We start from the raw sequence: 23,614 nt of genomic DNA on the forward strand, positions 1-23,614 counted from the left end.
AAATGGACGGTTTTGATAAAACAATGAAGTTTAGCATTCAAGATGAAAAACAGAGTGTCCATGTAAATGATGTACTTTTAACTGTGTATGATGCACTTCAAGAAAAAGGCTATAATCCGATTAACCAAATCGTCGGTTATTTATTAAGTGGAGACCCAGCATACATACCTCGCCATAAAGATGCACGTAGCATCATTCGCAAGCTTGAACGTGATGAGTTAATTGAAGAGCTTGTGAAGTCTTACTTGAAACATCATCGTGAGGAGTAGTTTATGCGGATATTAGGTTTAGATGTAGGTACAAAAACAGTCGGAGTTGCAATTAGCGACGAAATGGGCTGGACAGCACAAGGATTAGAAACAATTAAGATTAACGAAGAACGAGGTCACTTTGGTTTTGATCGTATTTCTGAGTTAGTAAAGCAGTACAATGTGGACAAAATAGTAGTAGGTTTACCTAAAAATATGAATGGTACAATTGGCCCACGTGGCGAAGCGTGCCAACAATTTGCAGAAAACCTACGAGAGCTGTTACAATTAGACGTTGTAATGTGGGACGAGCGTTTGTCAACAATGGCAGCGGAACGTCTACTCATTTCAGCTGATGTAAGTCGTAAGAAGCGAAAACAAGTAATCGATAAGATGGCTGCAGTCGTAATCTTACAAGGATTTTTAGATAGAAAATAAGAGGTGACCAAAATGGAAGAACGTCAAATTACAATTGTAGACGAAAAAGGTAACGAACATTTATGTGAAATTATTTTCACTTTTGATGCTGACAAATTTGGTAAAAAATCATACGTAATCTTCTCTCCAATCGGTGAAGTAGATGAAGATGGAGACCCAATTTATGATGCAATGGCTTATGAGCAAAATGAAGAAGAGGGCGGAGTTTTACTTCCAATCGAATCAGAAGAAGAGTGGGAAATGGTACAAGAAACGTTTAACACTATTGCTGATGAGCAAGAAGCTGAATAATAAGTACTGAAAAGATGGACGACATACAGTCCATCTTTTTTTGTATTTATATGTAAAATGAAAGATTTTTTGTCGAAACTGTGTAAGTCTTTGTAGTATAATGAGACGGATTGTAGAAAAATAAAGTGTCAATTAAAAAAGATAAGTAAATTTTTAGCGTTTTTACATCGTGCTGTATAGAAAGGTGTACATACGGTCTACAATTAAGTAAGGAGGAAATGTTTTGATAGAGAATCAAGTGAAAAAGAAGCGTAGACGCATCTTTTTATTTTCGATTATTGCACTGCTTTTAGTTTGTGGTTCAGTCTATGCGTATATTTCATCCGCATTAGGACCAGTTGATAGCGGGAATAAAAAAGAGATTGAAGTAGAAATTCCAAAGGGATCATCTACTAGTAAAATTGGAGAAATTTTAGAAGAAAAAGGTGCTGTGAAAAACGGTACAGTTTTTAGTTTTTATACAAAGGCTAAATCGAAAAGTTTACAAGCAGGTACATATTTATTAAATCCTTCAATGAATGCTGAAGATGTGATTGAACAAATGTCATCTGGCAACGTGCATCGTCCAGCTCTTTATAAAGTGACGATTAAAGAAGGGGCGCAAGTAACTGAAATTGCAGAAACGATTGCGACAGAACTAAAGTGGAATAAAGATGATGTTACGCGTCAATTAAACGATAAAGCATTTATTCAAAAAATGCAGCAAAAGTATCCGAAGTTATTAACGGATAAAATCTTTGATAGTAATATTAAATACCCATTAGAAGGTTATTTATATCCTGCAACGTATTCGTTTTATAAGAAAGATACAACGTTAGAAGAAATTGTAATTCCAATGCTTGAGAAAACAAATGCAATCATTGTTCAAAATGAGGCGAAAATGAAAGCGAAGAATTGGGATGTTCATCAGCTTTTAACATTATCTTCACTTATTGAAGAAGAGGCAACTGGTTTTACAGATCGTCAAAAGATCTCTAGTGTCTTTTATAATCGTTTAGCAAAAGGTATGCCGCTTCAAACGGATCCAACGGTATTATATGCACTTGGAAAGCATAAACAACGTGTATTATACGAAGATTTAAAGGTCAACTCACCGTACAATACGTATGTTGTAAAAGGATTGCCGGTAGGGCCAATCGCAAACTCTGGTAAACATTCAGTAGAAGCTGCGTTAGAACCTGCGCAAACAGATTATTATTATTTCTTAGCCGCACCAAGTGGTGAAGTGTACTATGCGAAAACATTAGAAGAGCATAATGCATTAAAGCAAAAATACATTACGAAAAAATAGTGAAATGGGGAGGGATAGCGAAAAAAGTCGCACATCCCTCTTTTTTGTGGTAAAATATATCGGGTTAAAAACTGGCAGAAGAATCGTTTTTAATATCAAAACGGGACGTACAAGCTAAGGATAAAGCTGGCTTGTATTTTTATTGCATTCTATGTGTGAAAAGACGTCATAGAGGCACTTCTCCATGTAAATAAGGAGGACCATTTATGGAGGATGCAGTTAACGAGTACCTATTATCATTTATTGATCCGAAAGATAAATTAATTCTTGAAATGGAAGAATATGCAACAGAAAATCATGTGCCGATTATGGATCGACTTGGAATGGAATTTATGCTGCAATTTTTACGTTTAATTGGACCGAAAAGCATTTTAGAACTTGGAACAGCAATCGGTTATTCTAGTATTCGTATGATGCAAGCTATTCCAAATTCACGTATTGTGACAGTTGAGCGCAATCGTGAGCGATATGAAAAAGCACTTGAATATATAGAACGTTCCCCAGTAACAGATCGTATTTCAGTTATTTACGGTGATGCGTTAGAGACAGGTGAACAAGTAAAAGAACACGGGACATTTGACGTTATTTTTATTGATGCAGCAAAAGGACAGTATCGTCGCTTTTTTGACTTATATGAACCGTTATTAAATCCTGGTGGCGTAATTATTTCAGATAATGTTATGTATCACGGTCTTGTAACGACAAAAGAGAAAATTGAAAACAGACGTACACGAGGTTTAATCCGTCGTATTAAGACGTACAATGAGTGGCTTATGAACCATGAAGGATACGATACAACGATTTTCCCAATTGGTGATGGAGTAGCTGTTAGTAAAAAGAGAGGGTGACCAAGGTATGAAGAAACCTGAATTGTTAGTAACGCCAAGAGCGGTGGCGGATATCGAACAACTTGCGAAAGCAGGAGCAGATGCGGTAATGATCGGTGAGCAAAAGTTTGGTTTACGTTTAGCAGGGGAGTTTTCACGTGAAGATGTAAAACAAACTGTGAAGATTGCACATGAAAATGGTGTGAAAGTATACGTAGCCATGAACGCTATGTTCCACAACGATAAAGTAGAAGAATTAACAGATTACGTTTCATTTTTAAACGAAGTAAATGTAGATGCAATTGTTTTCGGAGATCCAGCGGTATTAATGGCTGTTCGCGAAGTAGCGCCAAATATGCAGTTGCACTGGAATACAGAAACGACAGCAACAAACTGGTTCACTTGTAATTACTGGGGACAAAGAGGAGCGAAGCGTGCTGTATTAGCTCGTGAGCTGAGCTTAGATGAAATTGTTGATTTAAAAGAAAATGCTGAAGTGGAACTGGAAGTACAAATTCACGGTATGACTTGTATGTTCCAATCGAAGCGTTCATTAGTAGGAAACTACTTTGAGTATCAAGGACGTAATCTAGACATTGAAAAGAAAAAATATGAAGAGAATATGTTCTTATATGACCCAGAGCGTAACAATAAATATCCAATTTATGAAGATGAAAATGGTACTCACATTATGAGTCCGAACGATATTTGTTTCATCGATGAATTAGAGGAACTAATCGAAGCTGAAGTTGATAGCTTAAAAATCGACGGAGTACTAAAAACCTCTGAATACATTATTGAAGTAACGAAAAAATATCGTAAAGCAATTGATTTATGCGTAGAAGATCGTGATGCATATTATGACGTGAAAGATGATCTATATAAAGAAATAGAAGAAATGCAACCAGTAAATCGTCCGTTAGATACAGGATTCTTCTTTAAAGAAACGGTTTACTAAACGAGGAGGGTGTAGGAAATGACTGTACAAGAAATTTCACGAGTAATCGATGGCAAACGTGTTATTGTGAAGAAACCTGAACTGTTAATCCCTGCGGGTAACTTAGAAAAATTAAAAGTAGCTATCCATTACGGGGCAGATGCTGTATATTTAGGTGGACAAGAATTTGGTCTTCGTTCGAATGCAGGTAACTTTACGCTAGAAGAAATGGCAGAAGGCGTTGAGTTTGCAAAGAAGTATGGAGCAAAAATATACGTAACAACAAATATCTTTGCACATAATGAAAATATGGACGGGCTAGAGGAATATTTAAAAGGGATTGAAAAAGCTGGCGTAACGGGAATTATCGTTGCTGATCCGCTTATCATTGAGACTTGTAAACGCGTAGCGCCTTCTGTTGAGGTGCATTTAAGCACACAGCAATCACTATCCAACTGGAAAGCAGCACAGTATTGGAAAGAAGAAGGTTTACATCGTCTTGTATTAGCTCGTGAAGCAAGCTATGAAGAAATGAAAGAAATTAAAGAAAAAGTGGATATTGAAATTGAAGCGTTCGTACATGGTGCAATGTGTATCGCATATTCAGGAAGATGTACATTAAGTAACCATATGACAGCGCGTGATTCTAATCGTGGTGGTTGTTGCCAATCTTGCCGCTGGGATTATGATTTAGTTCAAACAGTATCACAACATAAAGATGCAAAAGAGCTTCCTCTATTCCAAGAAGGAGATGCTCACTTTGCGATGAGTCCAAAAGATTTAAATTTAATTTTATCAATTCCGAAAATGATTGAAATCGGAATCGATAGCTTAAAGGTAGAAGGACGTATGAAATCAATCCATTACGTAGCGACTGTAGCAACTGTATATCGTAAAGTAATTGATGCTTATTGTGCTGATCCAGATAACTTTGAGTTTAAACAAGAATGGTTAGATGAGCTTGATAAATGTGCAAATCGTGATACAGCTCCTGCATTCTTTGAAGGGGTTCCAGGACATCAAGAGCAAATGTTTGGAAATCATAGTAAGAAAACAACGTATGATTTTGCTGGTTTAGTGTTAGATTATAATGAAGAAACGGGCATCGTAACGATTGAGCAACGTAATCATTTTAAACCAGGACATGAAGTGGAGTTCTTTGGACCAGAAATAGAAAACTTTACGCAAACGGTGGAGAAAATTTGGGATGAGGATGGAAACGAATTAGATGCAGCGAGACATCCGTTGCAAATCGTGAAATTCAAAGTGGATCAACGAGTGTATGTGAATAATATGATGCGCAAAAGCATACTTCAATAAGAAAGAGTGATAGTCGAATGGGGACGAATAAGCCTGTTGTAATTGGAATTGCTGGTGGTTCGGGATCAGGTAAAACGAGTGTAACGAAAGCGATTTTTGACCATTTTAAAGGTCATTCTATTTTAATCTTAGAGCAAGATTATTATTACAAAGATCAAAGCCATTTACCAATGGAAGAGCGTTTAAAAACAAATTATGATCATCCGCTTGCGTTTGATAATGATCTGTTAATTGAACATTTGCAGCAGTTGCTTGCATATGAGCAAATTGATAAGCCTGTATATGACTATACATTGCATACGCGTTCAGAAGAAATTATTCCGGTTGAGCCGAAAGATGTAATTATTTTAGAAGGAATTCTTATTTTAGAAGACCCACGTCTTTGCGAGTTAATGGACATTAAATTATTCGTTGATACGGATGCTGACCTTCGTATTCTGCGCCGCATGCAACGTGATATTAAAGAGCGCGGTCGTACGATGGATTCAGTTATTGATCAGTACGTAAATGTTGTACGTCCAATGCACAATCAATTTATTGAGCCTTCTAAGAAATTTGCGGATATTATTATCCCTGAAGGTGGACAAAACCACGTTGCAATTGATATTATGGTGACAAAAATTGCAACAATTCTTGAACAAAAAGTAAATTTGTAATAGCATAGTAAAAGATGTACGGTAGGAAGGGATTTTTTCCCTTCTTATCGAATACAATGAAACATGCAACCTCATCTATATATAGGTGAGGGCATATTTATATCAACTTTCCATACATATCTTCTTTATATAAAGAAGAATTGGAAATACGGGGTTGTATGTGACAACTCCGCTAGTGCAAGGGTACTAGAAACCTCCGCTAACAATGGAAGCGGAGGAGTTTTCATATGGAACTCCTCTTTTTTTCAGGGGATTGGTATATAAAAGGAGTGGAAAATATGTCAACAGAAAAAACATACCCTATGACGCAAGAGGGTAAGCAAAAACTAGAGAACGAACTTGAGCAATTAAAAACAGTAAGACGTAAAGAAGTAGTAGAACGTATTAAAATCGCACGTAGCTTCGGGGATCTTTCTGAGAACTCTGAGTACGATGCAGCGAAAGATGAGCAAGCGTTCGTAGAAGGACGTATTACACAATTAGAAAATATGATTCGTAACGCAGTTATCATTAAAGATACTGGCGAAGTATCTACTGTTGTTACATTAGGTAAAACAGTAACATTTAAAGAATTACCAAACGGAGATGAAGAAGCGTATACAATCGTAGGTAGCGCGGAAGCTGATCCATTCGAAGGAAGAATTTCTAACGATTCTCCAATCGCAAAAAGCTTATTAGGTAAGCAAATTGGTGAGAAAGTAACAATCCAAACACCAGGCGGAGAAATGCAAGTAGAGATTGTCTCTGTAAAATAAAAAAAAGATTCTCCTATCGGGAGAATCTTTTTTTTCTGTAGAATGAAAAAAATTGTGTAAACCTTAGAGTGATTCGACAAAAAATGTCAAAAAAACACTTTAAGATTTGATATCATAATTGGAGAATATAGGTTTTAAAAGGGAAAAGGGGCTAATTATGAAACATAAAATCTTTACAGGATTGGTGTGTAGTATATCCATATTAGGACTTGCTGCATGCGGAACGAATGAAGAAACTACATCATCAAAGGGAGAAAAAGTAAAGCAAGAAGAAAAAAAGGATATTAAAGCAACTGAGAGTTCAAAAGCCTTAGAAAATCCACAAGATAAAAAGGAATTTAATGATTTTGATGTGGCGTATCAATTAGCTATTGTCATGAAAATATTTCAAGATGTAACGATTAAGTATGATTACGCAATTGGGAATCCAGATTATTTATTGCGAGATTCGATGGATCAAAAAACAATAGATGATATGAAGAATATGTTACAAGAACAGGCGAAGAATAATGATAAAATTTTAAAAGATGAAGTGAATCAAGCGTATACATATTTAAAACAATCGAAAGTAAGTAATAAAGATGATATTCAAAAAATAATAGATGCACAAAATAATTATTTACATATTGTAGATAAGATGATTACTTGTATTGATTCTGTAACAGTTGAGAATGCAAAAGAAAAAAGAAATGAAATGGATAATCTTAGTAAGGATTATTTAAAAATAGCGGCTAATGTAACAACCACTGTAATTGAAGTTGCTAAAAACACTGGAGTGAATGAAACTGAATTTAGATCGCTTCTTATGAAATTTTTAGAGAAGCCAAAGAAACAATAATAACCTTATATAATATCTGTTTTTGTTTGGGGATTGTATAAATAAAATAGTACCTCGTCTAAACTACAATAGACGAGGTGTTTTTTATGAAAATAAAACGGAGAATTACAATTGTTTTAATTTGTTTTATGAGCGTTATGTTTGTATTGCTTTGTCGTTTAATCCAAATTCAAATTATAGATACAGAATCATTTACTGATCGCAAAATAAATTTAATTGAAAAAAGTGTTACGCAACGCACACAATCCATTACAGTAGACGATGGACGTGGGCAGTTTATAGATCGTAATGGTAAAAAAATAGGTGAGGAAAAATATCCTGTTTTAATTATTTTTCCATTTTTACAAATAAAAAATGACATGTTAGAGAAAATCGCGCATATCATTGGTGTGTCGAGACAAGAGATTAGAAGACAAATGAAAAATAATAAAAATGCATTTACACTACAAGGAGAAACTGCTCCATTTCGAGTGACACGAGAGCAGATGGAGAAGGTAAATGAATTACATGTATTAGGTATTGTAGCAGCTGAAGTGCGATTAAAACAGACTGGAGAGATAAATCATTTAATTGGTGATGTAGGGGAGAACGAAAGGGAGTTTCAAAAGCGATATGGAGAATTGAAAAGAATTTCAAAACAAACGCCGATAGGTATTTCAGGATTACAGCAATCATTTGATGAATTTCTATTGACTGATGGAGAGGCAAAAGTATTATATCAAGTAGATCGGCAAGGAGAACCAATTTTCGGAAAGCAAGCGAAATACACTTCACCAGGAAATCCATTTTATCCAGTTAGGATTCAAACTACTTTACATAAAGAGTTGCAGCAAAAAGCAGAAGAAGTGATTGAAGCAAACGAAATAAAGAAGGGGGGATTAGTATTAATTGATGTAAAGACAAATGAAATATTAGCGATGGCTAGTAAGCCGTCTTTACAAGTAAGGGATGAGAATTTATATAAAACTACACTTGAAAATCAAATGTTAACGCCACATTTTCCAGGCTCTGTTTTTAAAACAGTAGTTGCAGCTGCAGTCATTGATCAAAAAGTAAATTTGTTTAATCGAACATTTAACTGTAATAAAGATTTATATGGTGAAAACGACCCGCAAGTTAGGATGGGTACACTTAACTTTAAAGAGAGCTTTGCTAGGAGTTGTAACAGGACATTTTCCGAGTTAGGTAACGAGCTATTACAAAAGGATAAGACGGTGCTAGAAACATACGTAGCAGCTTTAGGAGCAAATGAAAAGGTTGGATGGAAAGGTTCTGTATTTCATACACCTCATTTTGAGCAAATGCCGGAAGAAAAGGGTACTACTATTTGGGGGAATGAAGAAAATAAAAATAGTAAAAAAGCGGTAGAACAAACAGCAATTGGACAGAAAGATGTACGTATATCACCTCTAGCAATTGCAAATATGATGGCGACGATTGCGAGGAATGGGGAAAAGATGGAAGTGAAAGCTGTCGAAAAAATAGTATATAAAAATGGAGCGGATTTTTTTACATTTGAGAGTCATACGTTAAATGGAAAACAGCTTTCGTATGAAACAGTGAAAACATTACAAGAGTTATTAAGAGGCGTTGTAACAAGGGAGAAAGGAACAGGAACGGCATTCCGTTCGTTGCCACTAAGTGTCGCTGGAAAATCCGGGACAGCGCAAACAGGGAAAGGGACGAGGGTGAATCGCTGGTTTGCAGGTTATTTTCCGTATGAGAATCCAAGATATGCTTTAGTTGTTGTTGATCTAGAGACTGATAGCAAAGTGAATAAAGTTACACCTATTTTTAAAGATATGGTAGGAGCAATCTATCAATTGGAGAATGAAAAGTAATCTTGCAATTTATAGTGAAATGTCTTCATTTCATGAAAATATCATTGTAAATGTTCAACCTTTCTAGATTTAATGTTACAATAGCAATTAGGAAAAACTGCATGGAGGTTTGGAGAATGGCAGGAGGATCAAGATTCCAACAGAAACAACAAAAACGTCGTCAAAACGGTGTTTTAAATATTGCAATCGCTATTGTATTACTATTAGTAGCTATTGTAGCATATCAATTGTTCGTTCCTAGTACGAAAGAGCAAGCATCTTCTACTGATAAGAAAGTCTCTCAACAAACAACAAAGAATGAGAAAGCTGGAAAATCAGAAGATAAAGAATCTGCTAAGAAAAAAGAAAAAGAACAAGAGCAAGCAGAAGCTAAGCAAAAAGCTGAAGAAGAGAAGTTAAAGGCTGAAGAAGAACAGAAAAAAGCTGAAGAAGAAGCGAAAGCTAACGAGAAAGTATCAGCTGAAAAAACTGTATCCAAGGCAAAAGAGGCTTACACAAAACCTTCTTGGAAAGCTGTAGGAACAGAACAAGGTTCATCACCGGCGATGACGTTTAAACAGGGGTCATCAGATTGGAATGAGATGCAAAGTGCAATTGCTGCGGGTATTGAAGTACCGAAAGAGCAATTAGTATTCCATTTTGTTGGAAGAGACAAAACTGGAAAGAGCAAAGCTTATGGTGATGTTCAAGATAAGCAAAGTGGGAAAAGATATTATGTAAATATTGATTGGGTAGACAATGAGGGCTGGAAACCAGTACTTGTTCAAACTCTAAACTAAAAAAGAGAGGCTCCTTAGGAGCTTCTCTTTTTTGTTAACGCAATTTCTTTAATTTAAAATGAACAACCGCGCTATAATACGGTCTTTTGCTTTCAGGATCCATAACCATTTGATGTGAGATGTGATGAACTTCAAGCATAAGTGCTTTATTATTATCAATTTGTTCACTAATTTTTCGTTCTAAAGAAGCTAAGTCTCCCGCTTCAAAAAACTCTACTTTATCTTCTAACATTTCAAAGGTAAATGACATGAAGACGGCCCCTCTCCTATGTAATCAACTATAGTGTAACAAAGAAAAGAAGGAAATACCATGTACATTTCAATTGACATTTTTAGAAAGAGGGAATATCATACTGATAAAACCGATAAGAAAAAGGGGGATTTTTATGGGTACAGAATTTAATGGTTTATTTGATGAGTGGGCTCATACGTACGACTCATTTGTACAAGGCGAAGATATACAATATAAAGAAGTTTTCGCCCATTATGAGGACATTCTAGAGGATGTAGTTAACAAGTCATTTGGTAATGTATTAGAATTTGGTGTCGGTACAGGTAATTTAACAAATAAATTATTACTTGCTGGCCGCACAGTTTACGGTATAGAACCGTCGCGTGAAATGCGCATGATTGCAAAAGAGAAATTGCCAAAAGAATTTTCAATTACAGACGGTGATTTTCTTTCATTTGAAGTTCCAAATTCAATTGATACCATTGTAAGCACCTATGCATTTCATCATTTAACAGATGATGAAAAAAATGTAGCGATTGCGAAGTATAGTCAATTGCTAAACAAAGGTGGTAAAATAGTGTTTGCTGATACGATATTTGCAGATCAAGATGCATATGATAAAACTGTTGAAACAGCAAAACAAAGAGGTTTCCACCAGTTAGCAAACGATTTGCAAACGGAATACTATACACGTATTCCAGTTATGCAGACTATTTTTGAAAACAATGGCTTCCATGTAACGTTCACGAGATTAAATCATTTCGTTTGGGTAATGGAGGCAACTAAGCAATAGAAAGAGGGATTAGATTGAGAATTGCTGTAATTGGAGCAATGGAAGAAGAAGTACGTATTTTACGTGACAAATTAGAACAAGCAGAGACAGAAACGGTTGCAGGTTGTGAATTTACGAAAGGGCTATTAGCAGGGCATGAAGTAATCTTGTTAAAGTCTGGTATTGGTAAAGTAAATGCAGCGATGTCAACGACAATTTTATTAGAAAAATATAAGCCTGAAAAAGTAATTAATACTGGTTCAGCAGGTGGATTCCATCACTCTCTAAACGTTGGTGATGTAGTTATTTCCACTGAAGTTCGTCACCATGACGTAGATGTAACAGCATTTAACTATGAATATGGTCAAGTACCAGGAATGCCGCCTGGATTTAAAGCTGATGAGGCGTTAGTTGCATTAGCTGAGAAATGTATGCAGGCTGAAGAAAATATTCAAGTTGTAAAAGGTATGATTGCAACAGGTGATTCATTTATGAGTGATCCGAACCGCGTTGCAGCCATCCGTGATAAATTTGAAAATCTTTATGCGGTAGAAATGGAAGCAGCAGCTGTTGCACAAGTATGCCACCAATATGAAATTCCGTTTGTTATCATTCGCGCACTTTCTGATATTGCTGGTAAAGAATCAAATGTTTCATTTGATCAGTTTTTAGATCAAGCAGCTCTTCATTCTACAAACTTTATCGTAAAAGTGTTAGAAGAGTTAAAGTAATGTAACAAAAAGGCAACTGTCTCATATAAAGAAAATACATACAGTTGCCTTTTCTTTATTGGCAAACAAGGGGGAGAACACGATGAATGTATATCGTGGAGTTCATGAGTTAATTGGTCATACACCAATTGTAGAAATTACTCGTTTTCCACTTCCGAAAGGGGTCCGTTTATTTGCAAAGCTTGAATTTTATAACCCAGGCGGAAGCGTTAAGGATCGTTTAGGAAGAGAATTAATCGAAGATGCGCTAGAAAAAGGGCTTGTTACCCAAGGTGGAACAATTATTGAACCCACTGCTGGGAATACTGGTATTGGACTGGCACTTGCAGCATTAGAATATGATTTACGTGTTATCGTTTGTGTACCAGAGAAATTTAGTATTGAAAAACAAGAATTAATGAAAGCGCTAGGTGCAACGGTCGTGCACACACCGACTGAGCAAGGAATGACCGGTGCAATTGCAAAAGCAAAAGAGTTAGTAAATGAAATACCGAATTCATACTCTCCAAGTCAATTTGCAAATGAGGCAAATCCTCGTGCATATTTTAAAACATTAGGACCTGAATTGTGGGACGCATTGAATGGAGAGATTAACATATTTGTTGCTGGAGCAGGAACTGGCGGTACGTTTATGGGGACTGCATCTTATTTGAAAGAAAAAAATATAGATATTAAAACAGTTATCGTAGAGCCAGAAGGATCTATTTTAAATGGTGGTAAGGCTGGTTCACATGAGACCGAAGGAATTGGACTGGAATTTATCCCGCCATTTTTGAAGACATCTTATTTTGATGAAATTCATACGATTTCTGATCGAGATGCATTTTTACGAGTGAAAGAATTAGCGCAAAAAGAAGGACTTCTCGTTGGGAGCTCTTCAGGAGCAGCATTTCATGCGAGCTTACTGGAGGCAGAGAAGGCACCACCAGGTACAAATATTGTAACCATTTTTCCTGATAGCAGTGAGCGCTATTTAAGTAAAGACATATACAAAGGATGGGAATAAAAAATGAGAGCAAAGACAAAGTTAATTCATGGTATTCGCATAGGAGAACCTTCAACTGGATCTGTAAACGTACCGATTTATCAAACAAGTACGTACAAACAAGAAGCAGTTGGTAAGCATCAAGGATATGAATATTCACGTACAGGTAACCCAACACGTGCAGCTTTAGAAGAAATGATTGCTGTATTAGAAAACGGGCATGCTGGATTTGCATTTGGTTCAGGAATGGCTGCTATTACAGCGACAATTATGTTGTTCTCAAAAGGTGACCACGTTATTTTAACAGATGATGTTTATGGTGGAACATACCGCGTTATTACGAAAGTATTAAACCGTTTCGGTATTGAGCATACATTTGTAGATACAACAAACTTAGAGGAAGTTGAAGAAGCAATTCGTCCAAATACGAAAGCAATTTATGTGGAAACACCAACGAACCCACTACTAAAAATTACTGATATTAAGAAAATATCTACTCTTGCTAAAGAGAAAGACCTATTAACAATTATTGATAACACATTCATGACGCCATATTGGCAGTCGCCGATTTCTTTAGGAGCAGATATTGTGCTTCATAGTGCAACGAAATATTTAGGAGGTCATAGTGACGTAGTTGCAGGTTTAGTAGTTGTAAATAGCCCACAACTAGCAGAAGATCTTCATTTTGTACAAAACTCAACAGGAGGTATTCTTGGGCCACAAGATAGCTTCTTACTACTTCGCGGTTTAAAAACATTAGGAATTCGTATGGAAGAACATGAAACGAATTCACGTGCTATTGCTGAGTTCTTAAATAATCATCCAAAAGTAAATAAAGTATATTACCCAGGTCTTGAATCACATCAAAATCATGAATTAGCAACAGAACAAGCAAACGGATTTGGTGCTATTATCTCATTTGATGTAGATAGTGAAGAAACATTAAATAAAGTACTTGAGAAACTACAATACTTTACACTTGCTGAAAGCTTAGGAGCGGTAGAAAGTTTAATTTCTATTCCATCTCAAATGACACATGCATCAATCCCAGCGGATCGCCGCAAAGAATTAGGAATTACAGATACATTAATTCGTATTTCTGTCGGTATTGAAGATGGTGAAGATTTAATTGAAGATTTAGCACAAGCGCTAGCATAATACAAAATGCACTGCTAATATTAGCAGTGTATTTTGTATTATGTTATTTTGTGAAATATTTCACAAAATAGACATACACAAACGAAATGATTTCGTGTATATTGAATTCAGGAAATGTTACTCACAAATAAACTTGTGAAATATTTCACAAACAATGAAATTCATGTAGGAAAGCATCTCTATTTTTTTGTGTTAATTGGGACTTATTTTGACCTACAGGGACATATAAGGACCGTAATAGTAGAATAGGAGGAAATTCACATGGTAGTCAAAGAGAAAGTTGTAAATGAAATGCAGGAAGTAAAAAAGATGATTGATACGCTAGTAAATAATGGTCAACAAGCTTTACAAGCATTAGAAAGTTTTACACAAGAAGAAATTGACAACATTGTTCATGAAATGGCATTAGCAGGTGTTGATCAACATATGCCGCTAGCAAAATTGGCAGTTGAAGAAACTGGCCGTGGTGTATATGAAGACAAATGCATTAAAAATATTTTTGCCACTGAATATATTTGGCATAGTATAAAGCAAGATAAAACGGTAGGGATTATTCACGAAGATCCTCATGAAGAAATAATAGAAATCGCGGAACCTGTCGGTGTAGTAGCTGGAGTAACACCAGTAACGAATCCAACGTCGACAACAATGTTTAAAGCGTTAATTGCGATAAAAACAAGAAATCCAATTATTTTCGCATTTCATCCTTCCGCACAAAAATGTTCTGTGGCAGCAGCGAAAACCGTATATGATGCAGCGATGAAAGCTGGTGCCCCAAAACACTGTATTCAATGGATTGAAAGACCGTCTGTTGAAGCGACGAAACAATTGATGAACCATGATGGTGTAGCACTCGTTCTAGCAACTGGAGGGGCTGGTATGGTGAAATCGGCTTATTCTACTGGGAAACCAGCGCTAGGTGTAGGCCCTGGTAATGTACCATGCTACATAGAGAAATCGGCGCATGTAAAAAGAGCAGTTAATGATTTAATTTTATCAAAAACATTTGATAACGGTATGATTTGTGCATCTGAGCAAGCAATCATTGTAGATAAGGAAATTTACGATGATGTGAAAACAGAAATGATTGCAAACAATTGTTACTTTGTAACAGAAGAAGAGAGAAGGCAATTAGAAAAGCTTGTTATTAACGAAAATACATGTGCAGTAAATAGTGATATTGTTGGGAAATCAGCACAGTATATTGCCGAATTAGTTGGGATTACTGTACCTGAAAATACAAAAATGCTTGTAGCTGAAATACAAGGTATCGGAGCAGCGTATCCACTATCTCGTGAGAAACTGAGCCCAGTATTAGCTTGTGTAAAAGCGAATTCCTTAGAAGAAGGATTTGCATATTGCGAAGAAATGTTAAATCTCGGTGGTTTAGGACATTCAGCAGTTATCCATTCTACAAATAAAGATGTGCAAAAGCAATTTGGGTTACGTATGAAAGCTTGCCGTCTCATTGTAAATGCACCTTCATCACAAGGTGGAATAGGGGATATATATAATGGATTTATTCCATCACTTACACTTGGTTGTGGTTCATACGGAAAGAATTCAGTTTCCCAAAATGTAACAGCGACTCATTTATTAAATATAAAAAGGCTGGCAAATAGAAAAAAGAATATGCAGTGGTTCAAACTGCCACCAAAAATTTATTTTGAAAAACATGCTACAGCTTATTTAGCAAATATGCCTAACATTTCACGAGCATTTATTGTAACGGATCCAGGAATGGTTGAGCATGGATATGTAGATACGGTTACGCATTATTTACGTAAACATGTAAATGATGTGAAAGTGGAAGTTTTCTTTGAGGTTGAGCCGGACCCATCAGATGAAACTGTGTTTAAAGGTGCGGAAATGATGAGAAGTTTTAAGCCAGATGTAATTATCGCACTTGGTGGTGGTTCAGCTATGGATGCAGCAAAAGGAATGTGGTTATTCTATGAGCATCCAGAAACGACATTCTATGGCATTAAACAGAAATTTTTAGATATAAGAAAACGTACATGTAAATATCCGGAATTAGGAAATAAGGCGCAGTTTGTTGCGATTCCAACGACATCAGGAACGGGATCAGAAGTGACACCATTTGCGGTTATTACAGATAAGAAAAATAATATAAAGTATCCGCTCGCAGATTATGAATTAACACCAGATGTAGCAATTGTTGATCCACAATTTGTAATGACAGTACCACCACATGTAACAGCAGATACTGGTATGGATGTTTTAACACATGCAATTGAGGCGTATGTGTCTGTTATGGCAAATGACTATACAGATGGATTAGCATTAAAAGCTATTGATCTCGTATTCAAATATTTACCGAGAGCATATAAAGATGGAAATGATGAAGAAGCAAGAGAAAAAATGCATAACGCTTCTGCAATTGCAGGGATGGCATTTGCAAATGCTTTCCTCGGTATTAATCACAGCTTAGCACATAAGATTGGACCAGAATTCCATATTCCGCACGGACGCGCAAATGCCATTCTAATGCCGCACGTAGTCCGCTATAATGCTATTAAGCCAAGAAAACACGCATTGTTCCCAAAATATGAGCACTTTGTGGCAGATGAAAGATATGCACATATAGCGAGAATGCTCGGGCTTCCAGCAAGTTCGGTAGCAGAAGGGGTGGAATCACTCGTCCAAGCAATTATTGAGCTTGGAAAAAGCTTAAATATTAATATGAGTATTGCGGGACAAGGAGTCGATAAAGAGCAATTTGAAGAGGTTGTTGGAGTATTAGCAGAAAGAGCTTTTGAAGATCAATGTACAACTGCTAATCCAAAGTTACCGCTTATTTCAGAGCTGAAAGAAATTTATATGGAAGCATATAAAGGTGAATAATGATAAAAAAAGAGCCGCAGTAAAAGCGGCTCTTTTTTTATTGGAAAACATCTCCCAGAATGGCTGTATTTACTGGTCTTTCAGTTTCATAGAATATGATACAGTGAAATGGAGGAGTGAGAATATAATGAAAGAATTAAAAGGAAAAATAGAAGATTATACTCGGTTTGGACAAATGCTTCTCGCTGTAAGTACATTGTTAATGGTTGGCTTATTGATTCCGAGTGGAGCAAAAGAGACAATCCAATTTTTTGTTATGATGGGGAGCATCGTTATATTTTTAAGTTTATCGTTCTTTTTCTTTCAGCGTGTGAAAGTGATGCGTGAACAGCTAGAGGAAAATGAATGTGAATAATATTGTTAACTAGAGCGCGGCGAAAAGAAAAAATCTTTTTGTCACGCTTTTTGTTTTTTGTAGAAAAATGTATGCGTTTCGTGTTGACAATGATAATCCTTATCAATTAAAGTAGAATAGTGGTTAATGATTATCATTATCAATTAGAGGTGAAGAAATGAAAAAATCTATTACGCTATTTACAGCGATTTTATCTATTTTTTTCTTGTTAATAGGTTGCAGTGCCAAAGGGGACGGAAAAGCGTCTGCAACCAAAACAGAAAAAGGAAAAAAGAAAATCGAAATTACCGACCTATCAGGAAGAAAGGTAACATTCGATAAAGTGCCAGAAAGTTTTGCAACATTAAGTATGGGAGACATGGATATTATTCATGCTTTAGGTGGAAACATAGTAGGTCGCCCAGATACGAAATTAACTCTTCCAGAGGAGTTAAAGAAAGCACAAGTAATTGGGAATGCACATCAACCGAACTTTGAGCAAATTGCTAGTTTAAAGCCCGATGTACTTGTTGCTAACAATGGATTCCAAAAGAATGTGCCAACGGTTGAAAGACAAGGAACGCAAGTTATCATTTCTTCTGCGAATTCTGTACAAGATATTCAAAAGAATATTGAATTATATGGAACGGTAATGAAGAAAGAAGATAAAGCAAAAGCAATTAATCAAAAAATGAATGATCAAATAAAGAAATATGAGAAAAAGAGCGATGTGAAAGCATTGCTAGTGTATGGCGCACCAGGTACTTATTTAGCGGCATTACCAACATCTTTATCAGGTGATATTTTAGAAAAAACAGGCGGGAAAAATATTGCTTCTGATTTTCCAGAAACGAAAGAATATCCGCAATATGCACAGCTAAGTATAGAACGTATTATTGAGGCGAATCCAGATGTGATTTATTTAATTACACACGGAGATCCAAAAAGTGTGAAAAAAGCATTCGAAGGCGAAATGATGAAAAATGAAGCGTGGAAAAATTTAGCGGCAGTAAAACAAAACCGCGTAGTTATTTTGCCACCTGATTTATTTGGATCTAATCCTGGTACAAAAGTTACAGAAGCAATGGACTTTATGTATAAAAGTATACAAGATGTAAGGAAATGATACGTATGGAAAGTAGTGAAGTAGTAAGAGAAAAGGAACATCCTTTTGCGAAAAAAAGATGGATAATAGCATTCACTTTAGTTGTATTAACAATCCTAGTTCTCTTTTACGGTCTTTTCGCAGGAAGTTTATCCTTTTCTGTACGAGATATTTTAACAGGTATACAAGAGGAAGGTTCGACAGTTCATCGAATTGTATGGGATCTTCGCATACCGAGAGTGCTTATTGGGTTTATAGTAGGAACATGTTTAGCTGCATCTGGTACACTGCTACAAGGGGTTATGAGAAACCCTCTTGCAGATCCTGGTATTATCGGAGTTTCATCTGGAGCAGGCCTTGTAGCAATTGTCATCATGATTTTATTCCCACAGCATCTAGCTTTTTTACCACTAGGGGCGTTTTTAGGAGCTTTCATAACAGCGATGGTTATTTATGCTTTATCATGGCAAAAAGGGGCACCACCTTCAAGAATCGTCTTAGTAGGGGTGTCGATCAATGCATTAATTGGTGCAGCAACGTCAGCATTAATGTTATTACATAGTGACAAAGTACAATCGGTGTTACCGTGGCTAGCGGGCGGTATTGGTGGTGTAAGTTGGGCACATTTAAACATGATTATTTATTATGCAATATTCGCCATTATATTAGCTTTCTTTGGTATTAAGCATATTCGAGTGTTAATGCTTGGAGATGAAATGGCAAAGTTATTAGGACATAATGTGGAAAAAAGTCGGTTTTATTTAATCGTAGTAAGTACATTATTAGCTGGAATTGCAGTAAGTGTGTCTGGTCTTATTGGATTTGTCGGTCTTGTCGTACCACATATGCTACGTTTATTAGTTGGAAATGATTATAGATATTTGCTACCTTTATCATGCCTTGGCGGCGGGGTATTACTTGTTTTTGCGGATGCAATAGCTCGAAGTTGGTTTGACCCAATCGAATTGCCTGTTGGTATTTTACTGTCCTTCTTAGGTGGTCCGTTCTTCTTATATTTAATTCATAGAGGAGGAAAACAAAGTGATTTCCGTTAACAAAGTGTTTTACGCACACTCTGAAAGATTTCAAATGCAAAATATGAATGTACATATTAAGGCTGGAGAAATCGTTAGTTTAATTGGTCCGAATGGATCGGGAAAATCTACTTTGCTTCGTTTAATAGCAAGGCTACTGAAACAAAGCGAAGGGGACATCATTTTAGATGGGAAAAATATTCATATGATGAAGAGTGCTGATGTAGCGAAGCAATTAGCAATGTTACCACAAATGCATGATCATCAATTAGATTTAACAGTGAAAGAACTAATTGAGTTCGGAAGAGGTCCACATAAATCATGGAGTAGCCGCTTAAATAAAGAAGATGAAGAAATTGTTGATTGGGCATTGTCTGTTACAAATCTTGAAGGGTATGAATATCGTCTTTTACATTCTTTATCAGGAGGGGAACGGCAACGTGCTTGGATTGCGATGACGCTAGCGCAACGTACAAATGTCTTATTATTGGATGAACCAACAACCTTTTTAGATATCGTTCACCAGTTGGAAGTAATGGAACTTGTGAAACGATTAAATGAGGAGTTTGGAATGACAATTATAATGGTTTTACATGACATTAACCAAGCTGCTCAATATAGCGATCGTTTACTTGTATTAAAGCGAGGAAAAATTCAGTATGATGGTATACCAGAAGAAGTACTATGCCACGAAATGTTTCAACATGTATTTGGCATAGATGTAGATATTTTTCAGGGAAGTGACAAGCCTTTTTTTACACCGAAACGAATTTTTAAAAGGGGAGAAGAGCGATGCAAACAGAAGAGCGTATTACCACTGAATTAGTAAGAGAATTTGTTATGGCAGCTCACGGGGATTTAGAGAAAGTACAAGAGCTATTGGTTGAATCACCAAGCTTACTTCACGCCTCTTATAATTGGGGTGGATCAGATTGGGAAAGTGCGTTAGGCGCATCGGCACATGTAGGTCGTAAAGATATTGCTCTTTATTTACTAGAAAAGGGTGCTCGTATGGATATTTTCGCGGCAGCTATGCTTGGGGAATTAGAAGTCGTACAAGCTATTTTAGTAGCTCAACCAGAAGCATTACGTGCATCTGGTCCTCATGGTATTTCTCTTCTTCAGCATGCACGAATGGGTGGAGAGAAAGCTAAGCGTGTATATGATTATTTAGCAATACTATCTTAATGAACGAAGGAAGTTCTTATGTGCGGTAAACTTTTCACTTGAAACAATTGGAAAGTTTACCGCCCGTTAGAACGGGATAAGTATCTAGTATATTTGAAAATCCTACACCCCCCTCAATTGTAGTTTTCTTTATGCTAGTTATGATATGGATGCAGTAGACAATATTTGTCTACTGCTTTTTTTGTTTCTATAAGATTGAATATTCTGCGTTATGTAGTTGATTCATTTATAATAAATGGTAACATTTATTGTGCATACAAAATATGATCGTGAAATTAAGAAGAAATTAGTAGAAAGGAGTGAAGGAATGTTTCATACAGACCGTTTACAAATTCGTAAATATACAATGGATGATTTACAGTTCTACGCTTCACTATGGGGAAACGAAAAAGTAATGCGCTATATTGGAAATGGGACGTTAAAAACATATATGCAATGTAAAAAAAGTTTGGAGGAGTGGGTAATTCCTAGCTATAAAAATGGCCTCGGTTTATTTGTATTAATTGAAAAGGAAACGAGGATACGGATTGGTCATGCAGGATTAGTAAAGCAGCAGATAGATGGAAAAGAGGAAATTGAAATTGGTTATTGGTTATTACCTCAGTATTGGGGAAAAGGCTATGCGAAAGAAGCAGCGGCAGCATTTCGAGACTATGGCTTCCAAGCGTTACGAATGAATAAATTAATTTCTCTTATTAATCCAGACCACCCCGCCTCAATCTTTGTTGCTAGAAAAACGGGGCTTAGTTATGAGAAAACAACTTCATTTCATGGGATGGATGTTCTCGTTTATTCCATTAGGCGCATTGGATGAAAAAAGGTTAATTTCATTTTTTGAAGAATGGTATATAAAAATAAAGGGGGGATTACATGTACATTTATCATAATGGACTTATTATTCGTGAGGGAACGAATGGTGTACCTGCATATGCAATTAAGACTTTATTCGAAGATGCCGGTTGGAGCAATGATAATATCCCTTCTTGGCAAATTGAAAAATTCACGATAGCATTTGAAAATTCAACATGGGCATTCACAATTTGGGATGAAGAAGAGATGGTTGCGATGGTTAGAGTCATTTCTGATGGAATCATGGTCGCGAACATAGTAAATTTAGTTGTGAAATGTGAATATAGAGGGAAGGGATTAGGTAAGAAACTTGTCGCTCTTTGTTTGCAAAAGCTACCACATGGTGACTGGTTTGCACATACTTCTGCGAACAATTTTGATTTTTATAGAAGCTGTGGATTTGAAGTTAGAGAGCTATCGAGAAATGGAACATGTGCGTATTATGGATATCAAGTCGCGAGAAGAGATGGTCACCGATAAATGAATGAAAAGTAAAAAGTTTAGCGAGGTAATTTTGAGGCTATTGATAATAGAGAATGGATTGAGGCTCATTTTATGATAAAATAAAAGAAAATTCTGTTTATTGTTAGGGGGATAAAAATGAGCATAAAAGTTGGGGATGTATTTAAATATGAAAGAAGATTTACTGAGGAAGAGGTTTTTGAATTTGCAAATATTACCGGAGATAAAGGCAGACACCATGTGGAATATGATGAAAATGGAAGATTAATGGTCCATGGTTTATTGACTGCTAGCATTGGAACGAAAGTAGGCGAAGAATTACATTACATAGCAAGAGAATTAGTAAGTGAGTTTATTAGACCAGTTTTCACAGGAGATACAATCACTTGTGAATTAACTTTAACAAATGTTGAGCAAATGGAAGGCTATAAAAAAGTTTCAATCGAGTCAGTTTATCGCAATCAACACGAAAAGACTGTACTAGTGGGGACAAGTTATGGAATTATAAGGGGATAAAAAAGAAGCCTGTTTAGCAGGCTTCTTTTTTATTATTTAGTAAACACGTTTTCGATTTTCCGCATAACTAGAGATGAGTAGTAATGCAGTTTCTTCTCCTATATTACGAACAATATGAGGAACGCATGCATTCCATGAGAAAGAATCACCTTCTTCTACAATTGCAATATCTTCACCGTGCTGAACTTCTAGTTTTCCGCGTAATACAAGGTGACATTCTTCCCCTTCATGGGCATTTGGTGAGTTTTCTTTCGGGAATCCAGTAGGTATTTCTACTAAAGATAGGCGAAGGCCCCCTTGCTCAGCGACATGTTCAATTCTTTGTTCATCTTTTCCGTATACACTGTATTTCCGTTCTTCTTTTTTGACAATTTTTAATCGATCTTTTTGCTCTAACAATAAATAGGGAAGGGGAACGTTTAAAAAGTTGGAGATCGTTTCTAAAGTTGAAATAGATGGTGATGTTTTATTATTTTCAACCTGACTCATAAATCCTTTAGAAAGACCTGTTCCCTCGCAAATTTGTGCGATTGTTATGCCTCTACGTTGACGAATTTCACGTATTGCAGAACCAATATTCATAAAATCAAGCTCCTTTTTGTAAACAACTATTTGTATCATAGCAAAAAAAATATATATTTTCCCAGTGAAAATGAATTGACGAATAAAAAAAATTAGTGTATGTTTTGTAATATAAATAAAAGATTTGTATAAGAAAACTATAAAGGAGAGAAAGAAATGAATCAACATATTGGTAACTTAATTATTCGTATCGTGTTAGGGGTAACATTCTTCATGCACGGTTTAACAAAATTCCAATCAGGAATTGACAATATTGCAGGGTGGTTTACAAGCATTGGTTTACCAGGAGGACTTGCATACGGTGTAGCAACATTTGAATTAGTTGGAGGCCTATTATTAATTCTAGGTTTAGGTGTAAGATATATTGGATTATTATTTGCACTTGTTATGGTTGGAGCAATCGTAAAAGTGAAATGGTCAGCTGGTTTATTGGGAGATGGAAAAAATCCTGGTTTCGAATTAGAACTTGCATTATTAGCAATGGGTGCATACTTATTTGTTGCAAAAGCTGATGGTTTTGTAGATAATTTCTTAAAAGAAAAAATGTCAAAGAAGAACTAATTTAAATGGGGGCTAACAA

28 protein-coding genes are annotated in these 23,614 nt (G+C 36.0%); 26 read left to right on the plus strand and 2 right to left on the minus strand.

Annotated features, from left to right (window positions below; translation table 11 throughout):
* The first annotated feature begins 2 nt into the window (after window positions 1-2).
* From ACTFRH_RS14625 to ACTFRH_RS14680, 12 genes are all read left to right on the plus strand, one after another.
* Window positions 3-269: an IreB family regulatory phosphoprotein gene (locus ACTFRH_RS14625; RefSeq protein WP_000348590.1), complete on the plus strand. Its 267-nt coding sequence runs from the start codon at window positions 3-5 to the stop codon at window positions 267-269.
* Window positions 270-272: 3 nt separating this feature from the next.
* On the plus strand, window positions 273-686 hold the full coding sequence (gene ruvX / locus ACTFRH_RS14630) for a Holliday junction resolvase RuvX (protein ID WP_001221192.1): 414 nt from the start codon (window positions 273-275) through the stop codon (window positions 684-686).
* 12 nt (window positions 687-698) lie between these two features.
* Window positions 699-977, plus strand: a complete 279-nt coding sequence (locus ACTFRH_RS14635; RefSeq protein ID WP_000392730.1) for a DUF1292 domain-containing protein — start codon at window positions 699-701, stop codon at window positions 975-977.
* A gap of 223 nt (window positions 978-1,200) precedes the next feature.
* A complete protein-coding gene (gene mltG, locus ACTFRH_RS14640) occupies window positions 1,201-2,268 on the plus strand; it encodes an endolytic transglycosylase MltG (protein WP_000572137.1) in 1,068 nt (355 codons plus the stop codon).
* Between the two features lie 206 nt (window positions 2,269-2,474).
* Complete coding sequence (locus tag ACTFRH_RS14645; RefSeq protein WP_000389102.1) at window positions 2,475-3,116, plus strand: O-methyltransferase; 642 nt, start codon at window positions 2,475-2,477, stop codon at window positions 3,114-3,116.
* 7 nt (window positions 3,117-3,123) lie between these two features.
* Window positions 3,124-4,053, plus strand: a complete 930-nt coding sequence (locus tag ACTFRH_RS14650; protein ID WP_000742808.1) for a peptidase U32 family protein — start codon at window positions 3,124-3,126, stop codon at window positions 4,051-4,053.
* A gap of 18 nt (window positions 4,054-4,071) precedes the next feature.
* Window positions 4,072-5,352, plus strand: a complete 1,281-nt coding sequence (locus ACTFRH_RS14655; RefSeq protein ID WP_000217974.1) for a peptidase U32 family protein — start codon at window positions 4,072-4,074, stop codon at window positions 5,350-5,352.
* 17 nt (window positions 5,353-5,369) lie between these two features.
* Window positions 5,370-6,008, plus strand: a complete 639-nt coding sequence (gene udk / locus ACTFRH_RS14660) for a uridine kinase (RefSeq protein ID WP_000537078.1) — start codon at window positions 5,370-5,372, stop codon at window positions 6,006-6,008.
* 278 nt (window positions 6,009-6,286) lie between these two features.
* On the plus strand, window positions 6,287-6,763 hold the full coding sequence (gene greA / locus ACTFRH_RS14665; protein ID WP_000102591.1) for a transcription elongation factor GreA: 477 nt from the start codon (window positions 6,287-6,289) through the stop codon (window positions 6,761-6,763).
* Window positions 6,764-6,920: 157 nt separating this feature from the next.
* Window positions 6,921-7,601, plus strand: a complete 681-nt coding sequence (locus ACTFRH_RS14670) for a hypothetical protein (protein WP_000680878.1) — start codon at window positions 6,921-6,923, stop codon at window positions 7,599-7,601.
* 86 nt (window positions 7,602-7,687) lie between these two features.
* Window positions 7,688-9,442 carry a peptidoglycan D,D-transpeptidase FtsI family protein gene (locus ACTFRH_RS14675; protein ID WP_000695154.1) on the plus strand — a complete coding sequence of 585 codons (1,755 nt, stop codon included), beginning with the start codon at window positions 7,688-7,690 and terminating at the stop codon, window positions 9,440-9,442.
* A 116-nt stretch (window positions 9,443-9,558) separates the two neighbouring features.
* Complete coding sequence (locus ACTFRH_RS14680) at window positions 9,559-10,221, plus strand: YrrS family protein (RefSeq protein ID WP_000897101.1); 663 nt, start codon at window positions 9,559-9,561, stop codon at window positions 10,219-10,221.
* Between the two features lie 34 nt (window positions 10,222-10,255).
* Here ACTFRH_RS14680 and ACTFRH_RS14685 read toward each other — a convergent pair whose 3' ends face one another.
* The gene (locus ACTFRH_RS14685; protein ID WP_000010984.1) at window positions 10,256-10,471 is read right to left on the minus strand and encodes a YrzA family protein; all 216 of its coding nucleotides are present in this window, start codon (window positions 10,469-10,471) and stop codon (window positions 10,256-10,258) included.
* Window positions 10,472-10,607: 136 nt separating this feature from the next.
* On the opposite strand from ACTFRH_RS14685, the gene ACTFRH_RS14690 reads away from it, so the two are divergent.
* The 13 genes from ACTFRH_RS14690 to ACTFRH_RS14750 all read left to right on the plus strand — a co-directional run bounded on the left by ACTFRH_RS14690 (window position 10,608) and on the right by ACTFRH_RS14750 (window position 22,452).
* Complete coding sequence (locus ACTFRH_RS14690; RefSeq protein WP_000536315.1) at window positions 10,608-11,246, plus strand: class I SAM-dependent methyltransferase; 639 nt, start codon at window positions 10,608-10,610, stop codon at window positions 11,244-11,246.
* 14 nt (window positions 11,247-11,260) lie between these two features.
* Entirely contained in the window at window positions 11,261-11,956 is a 696-nt protein-coding gene (gene mtnN, locus ACTFRH_RS14695; RefSeq protein WP_001217024.1) for a 5'-methylthioadenosine/S-adenosylhomocysteine nucleosidase, read from the plus strand.
* Between the two features lie 82 nt (window positions 11,957-12,038).
* Complete coding sequence (locus tag ACTFRH_RS14700) at window positions 12,039-12,962, plus strand: O-acetylserine dependent cystathionine beta-synthase (protein ID WP_001103851.1); 924 nt, start codon at window positions 12,039-12,041, stop codon at window positions 12,960-12,962.
* A 3-nt stretch (window positions 12,963-12,965) separates the two neighbouring features.
* Complete coding sequence (locus ACTFRH_RS14705) at window positions 12,966-14,099, plus strand: bifunctional cystathionine gamma-lyase/homocysteine desulfhydrase (RefSeq protein WP_001201908.1); 1,134 nt, start codon at window positions 12,966-12,968, stop codon at window positions 14,097-14,099.
* A 261-nt stretch (window positions 14,100-14,360) separates the two neighbouring features.
* A complete protein-coding gene (gene adhE, locus ACTFRH_RS14710) occupies window positions 14,361-16,964 on the plus strand; it encodes a bifunctional acetaldehyde-CoA/alcohol dehydrogenase (protein ID WP_000260496.1) in 2,604 nt (867 codons plus the stop codon).
* Window positions 16,965-17,091: 127 nt separating this feature from the next.
* Window positions 17,092-17,319, plus strand: coding sequence for a YrhC family protein (locus ACTFRH_RS14715; protein ID WP_000661266.1), 228 nt, complete (start codon window positions 17,092-17,094; stop codon window positions 17,317-17,319).
* Between the two features lie 157 nt (window positions 17,320-17,476).
* Window positions 17,477-18,424, plus strand: a complete 948-nt coding sequence (locus tag ACTFRH_RS14720; RefSeq protein WP_000748478.1) for an ABC transporter substrate-binding protein — start codon at window positions 17,477-17,479, stop codon at window positions 18,422-18,424.
* Window positions 18,425-18,429: 5 nt separating this feature from the next.
* Window positions 18,430-19,458, plus strand: coding sequence for a FecCD family ABC transporter permease (locus tag ACTFRH_RS14725; protein WP_002164188.1), 1,029 nt, complete (start codon window positions 18,430-18,432; stop codon window positions 19,456-19,458).
* A complete protein-coding gene (locus tag ACTFRH_RS14730) occupies window positions 19,445-20,263 on the plus strand; it encodes an ABC transporter ATP-binding protein (RefSeq protein ID WP_000626529.1) in 819 nt (272 codons plus the stop codon). The genes ACTFRH_RS14725 and ACTFRH_RS14730 overlap by 14 nt, the downstream gene beginning before the upstream one ends.
* Window positions 20,230-20,625, plus strand: coding sequence for an ankyrin repeat domain-containing protein (locus tag ACTFRH_RS14735; RefSeq protein WP_001192765.1), 396 nt, complete (start codon window positions 20,230-20,232; stop codon window positions 20,623-20,625). The genes ACTFRH_RS14730 and ACTFRH_RS14735 overlap by 34 nt, the downstream gene beginning before the upstream one ends.
* A 235-nt stretch (window positions 20,626-20,860) precedes the next feature.
* Window positions 20,861-21,439: a GNAT family N-acetyltransferase gene (locus tag ACTFRH_RS14740; protein ID WP_000256013.1), complete on the plus strand. Its 579-nt coding sequence runs from the start codon at window positions 20,861-20,863 to the stop codon at window positions 21,437-21,439.
* Between the two features lie 56 nt (window positions 21,440-21,495).
* Window positions 21,496-21,954, plus strand: a complete 459-nt coding sequence (locus tag ACTFRH_RS14745) for a GNAT family N-acetyltransferase (protein ID WP_000276119.1) — start codon at window positions 21,496-21,498, stop codon at window positions 21,952-21,954.
* A 120-nt stretch (window positions 21,955-22,074) separates the two neighbouring features.
* The gene (locus ACTFRH_RS14750; protein ID WP_000025015.1) at window positions 22,075-22,452 is read left to right on the plus strand and encodes a MaoC/PaaZ C-terminal domain-containing protein; all 378 of its coding nucleotides are present in this window, start codon (window positions 22,075-22,077) and stop codon (window positions 22,450-22,452) included.
* 36 nt (window positions 22,453-22,488) lie between these two features.
* On the opposite strand, the gene ACTFRH_RS14755 is transcribed toward ACTFRH_RS14750, so the two are convergent.
* Window positions 22,489-23,034 (minus strand): helix-turn-helix domain-containing protein, encoded by a 546-nt coding sequence (locus tag ACTFRH_RS14755; protein WP_001020693.1) that lies wholly within the window; start codon window positions 23,032-23,034, stop codon window positions 22,489-22,491.
* Window positions 23,035-23,190: 156 nt separating this feature from the next.
* On the opposite strand from ACTFRH_RS14755, the gene ACTFRH_RS14760 reads away from it, so the two are divergent.
* Window positions 23,191-23,595 carry a DoxX family protein gene (locus tag ACTFRH_RS14760; RefSeq protein ID WP_001071553.1) on the plus strand — a complete coding sequence of 135 codons (405 nt, stop codon included), beginning with the start codon at window positions 23,191-23,193 and terminating at the stop codon, window positions 23,593-23,595.
* The last annotated feature ends 19 nt before the right edge of the window (window positions 23,596-23,614 follow it).

It is taken from the genome of Bacillus cereus group sp. MYBK216-1 (assembly GCF_051916495.1).
GTDB classification, from domain to species: domain Bacteria; phylum Bacillota; class Bacilli; order Bacillales; family Bacillaceae_G; genus Bacillus_A; species Bacillus_A thuringiensis_K.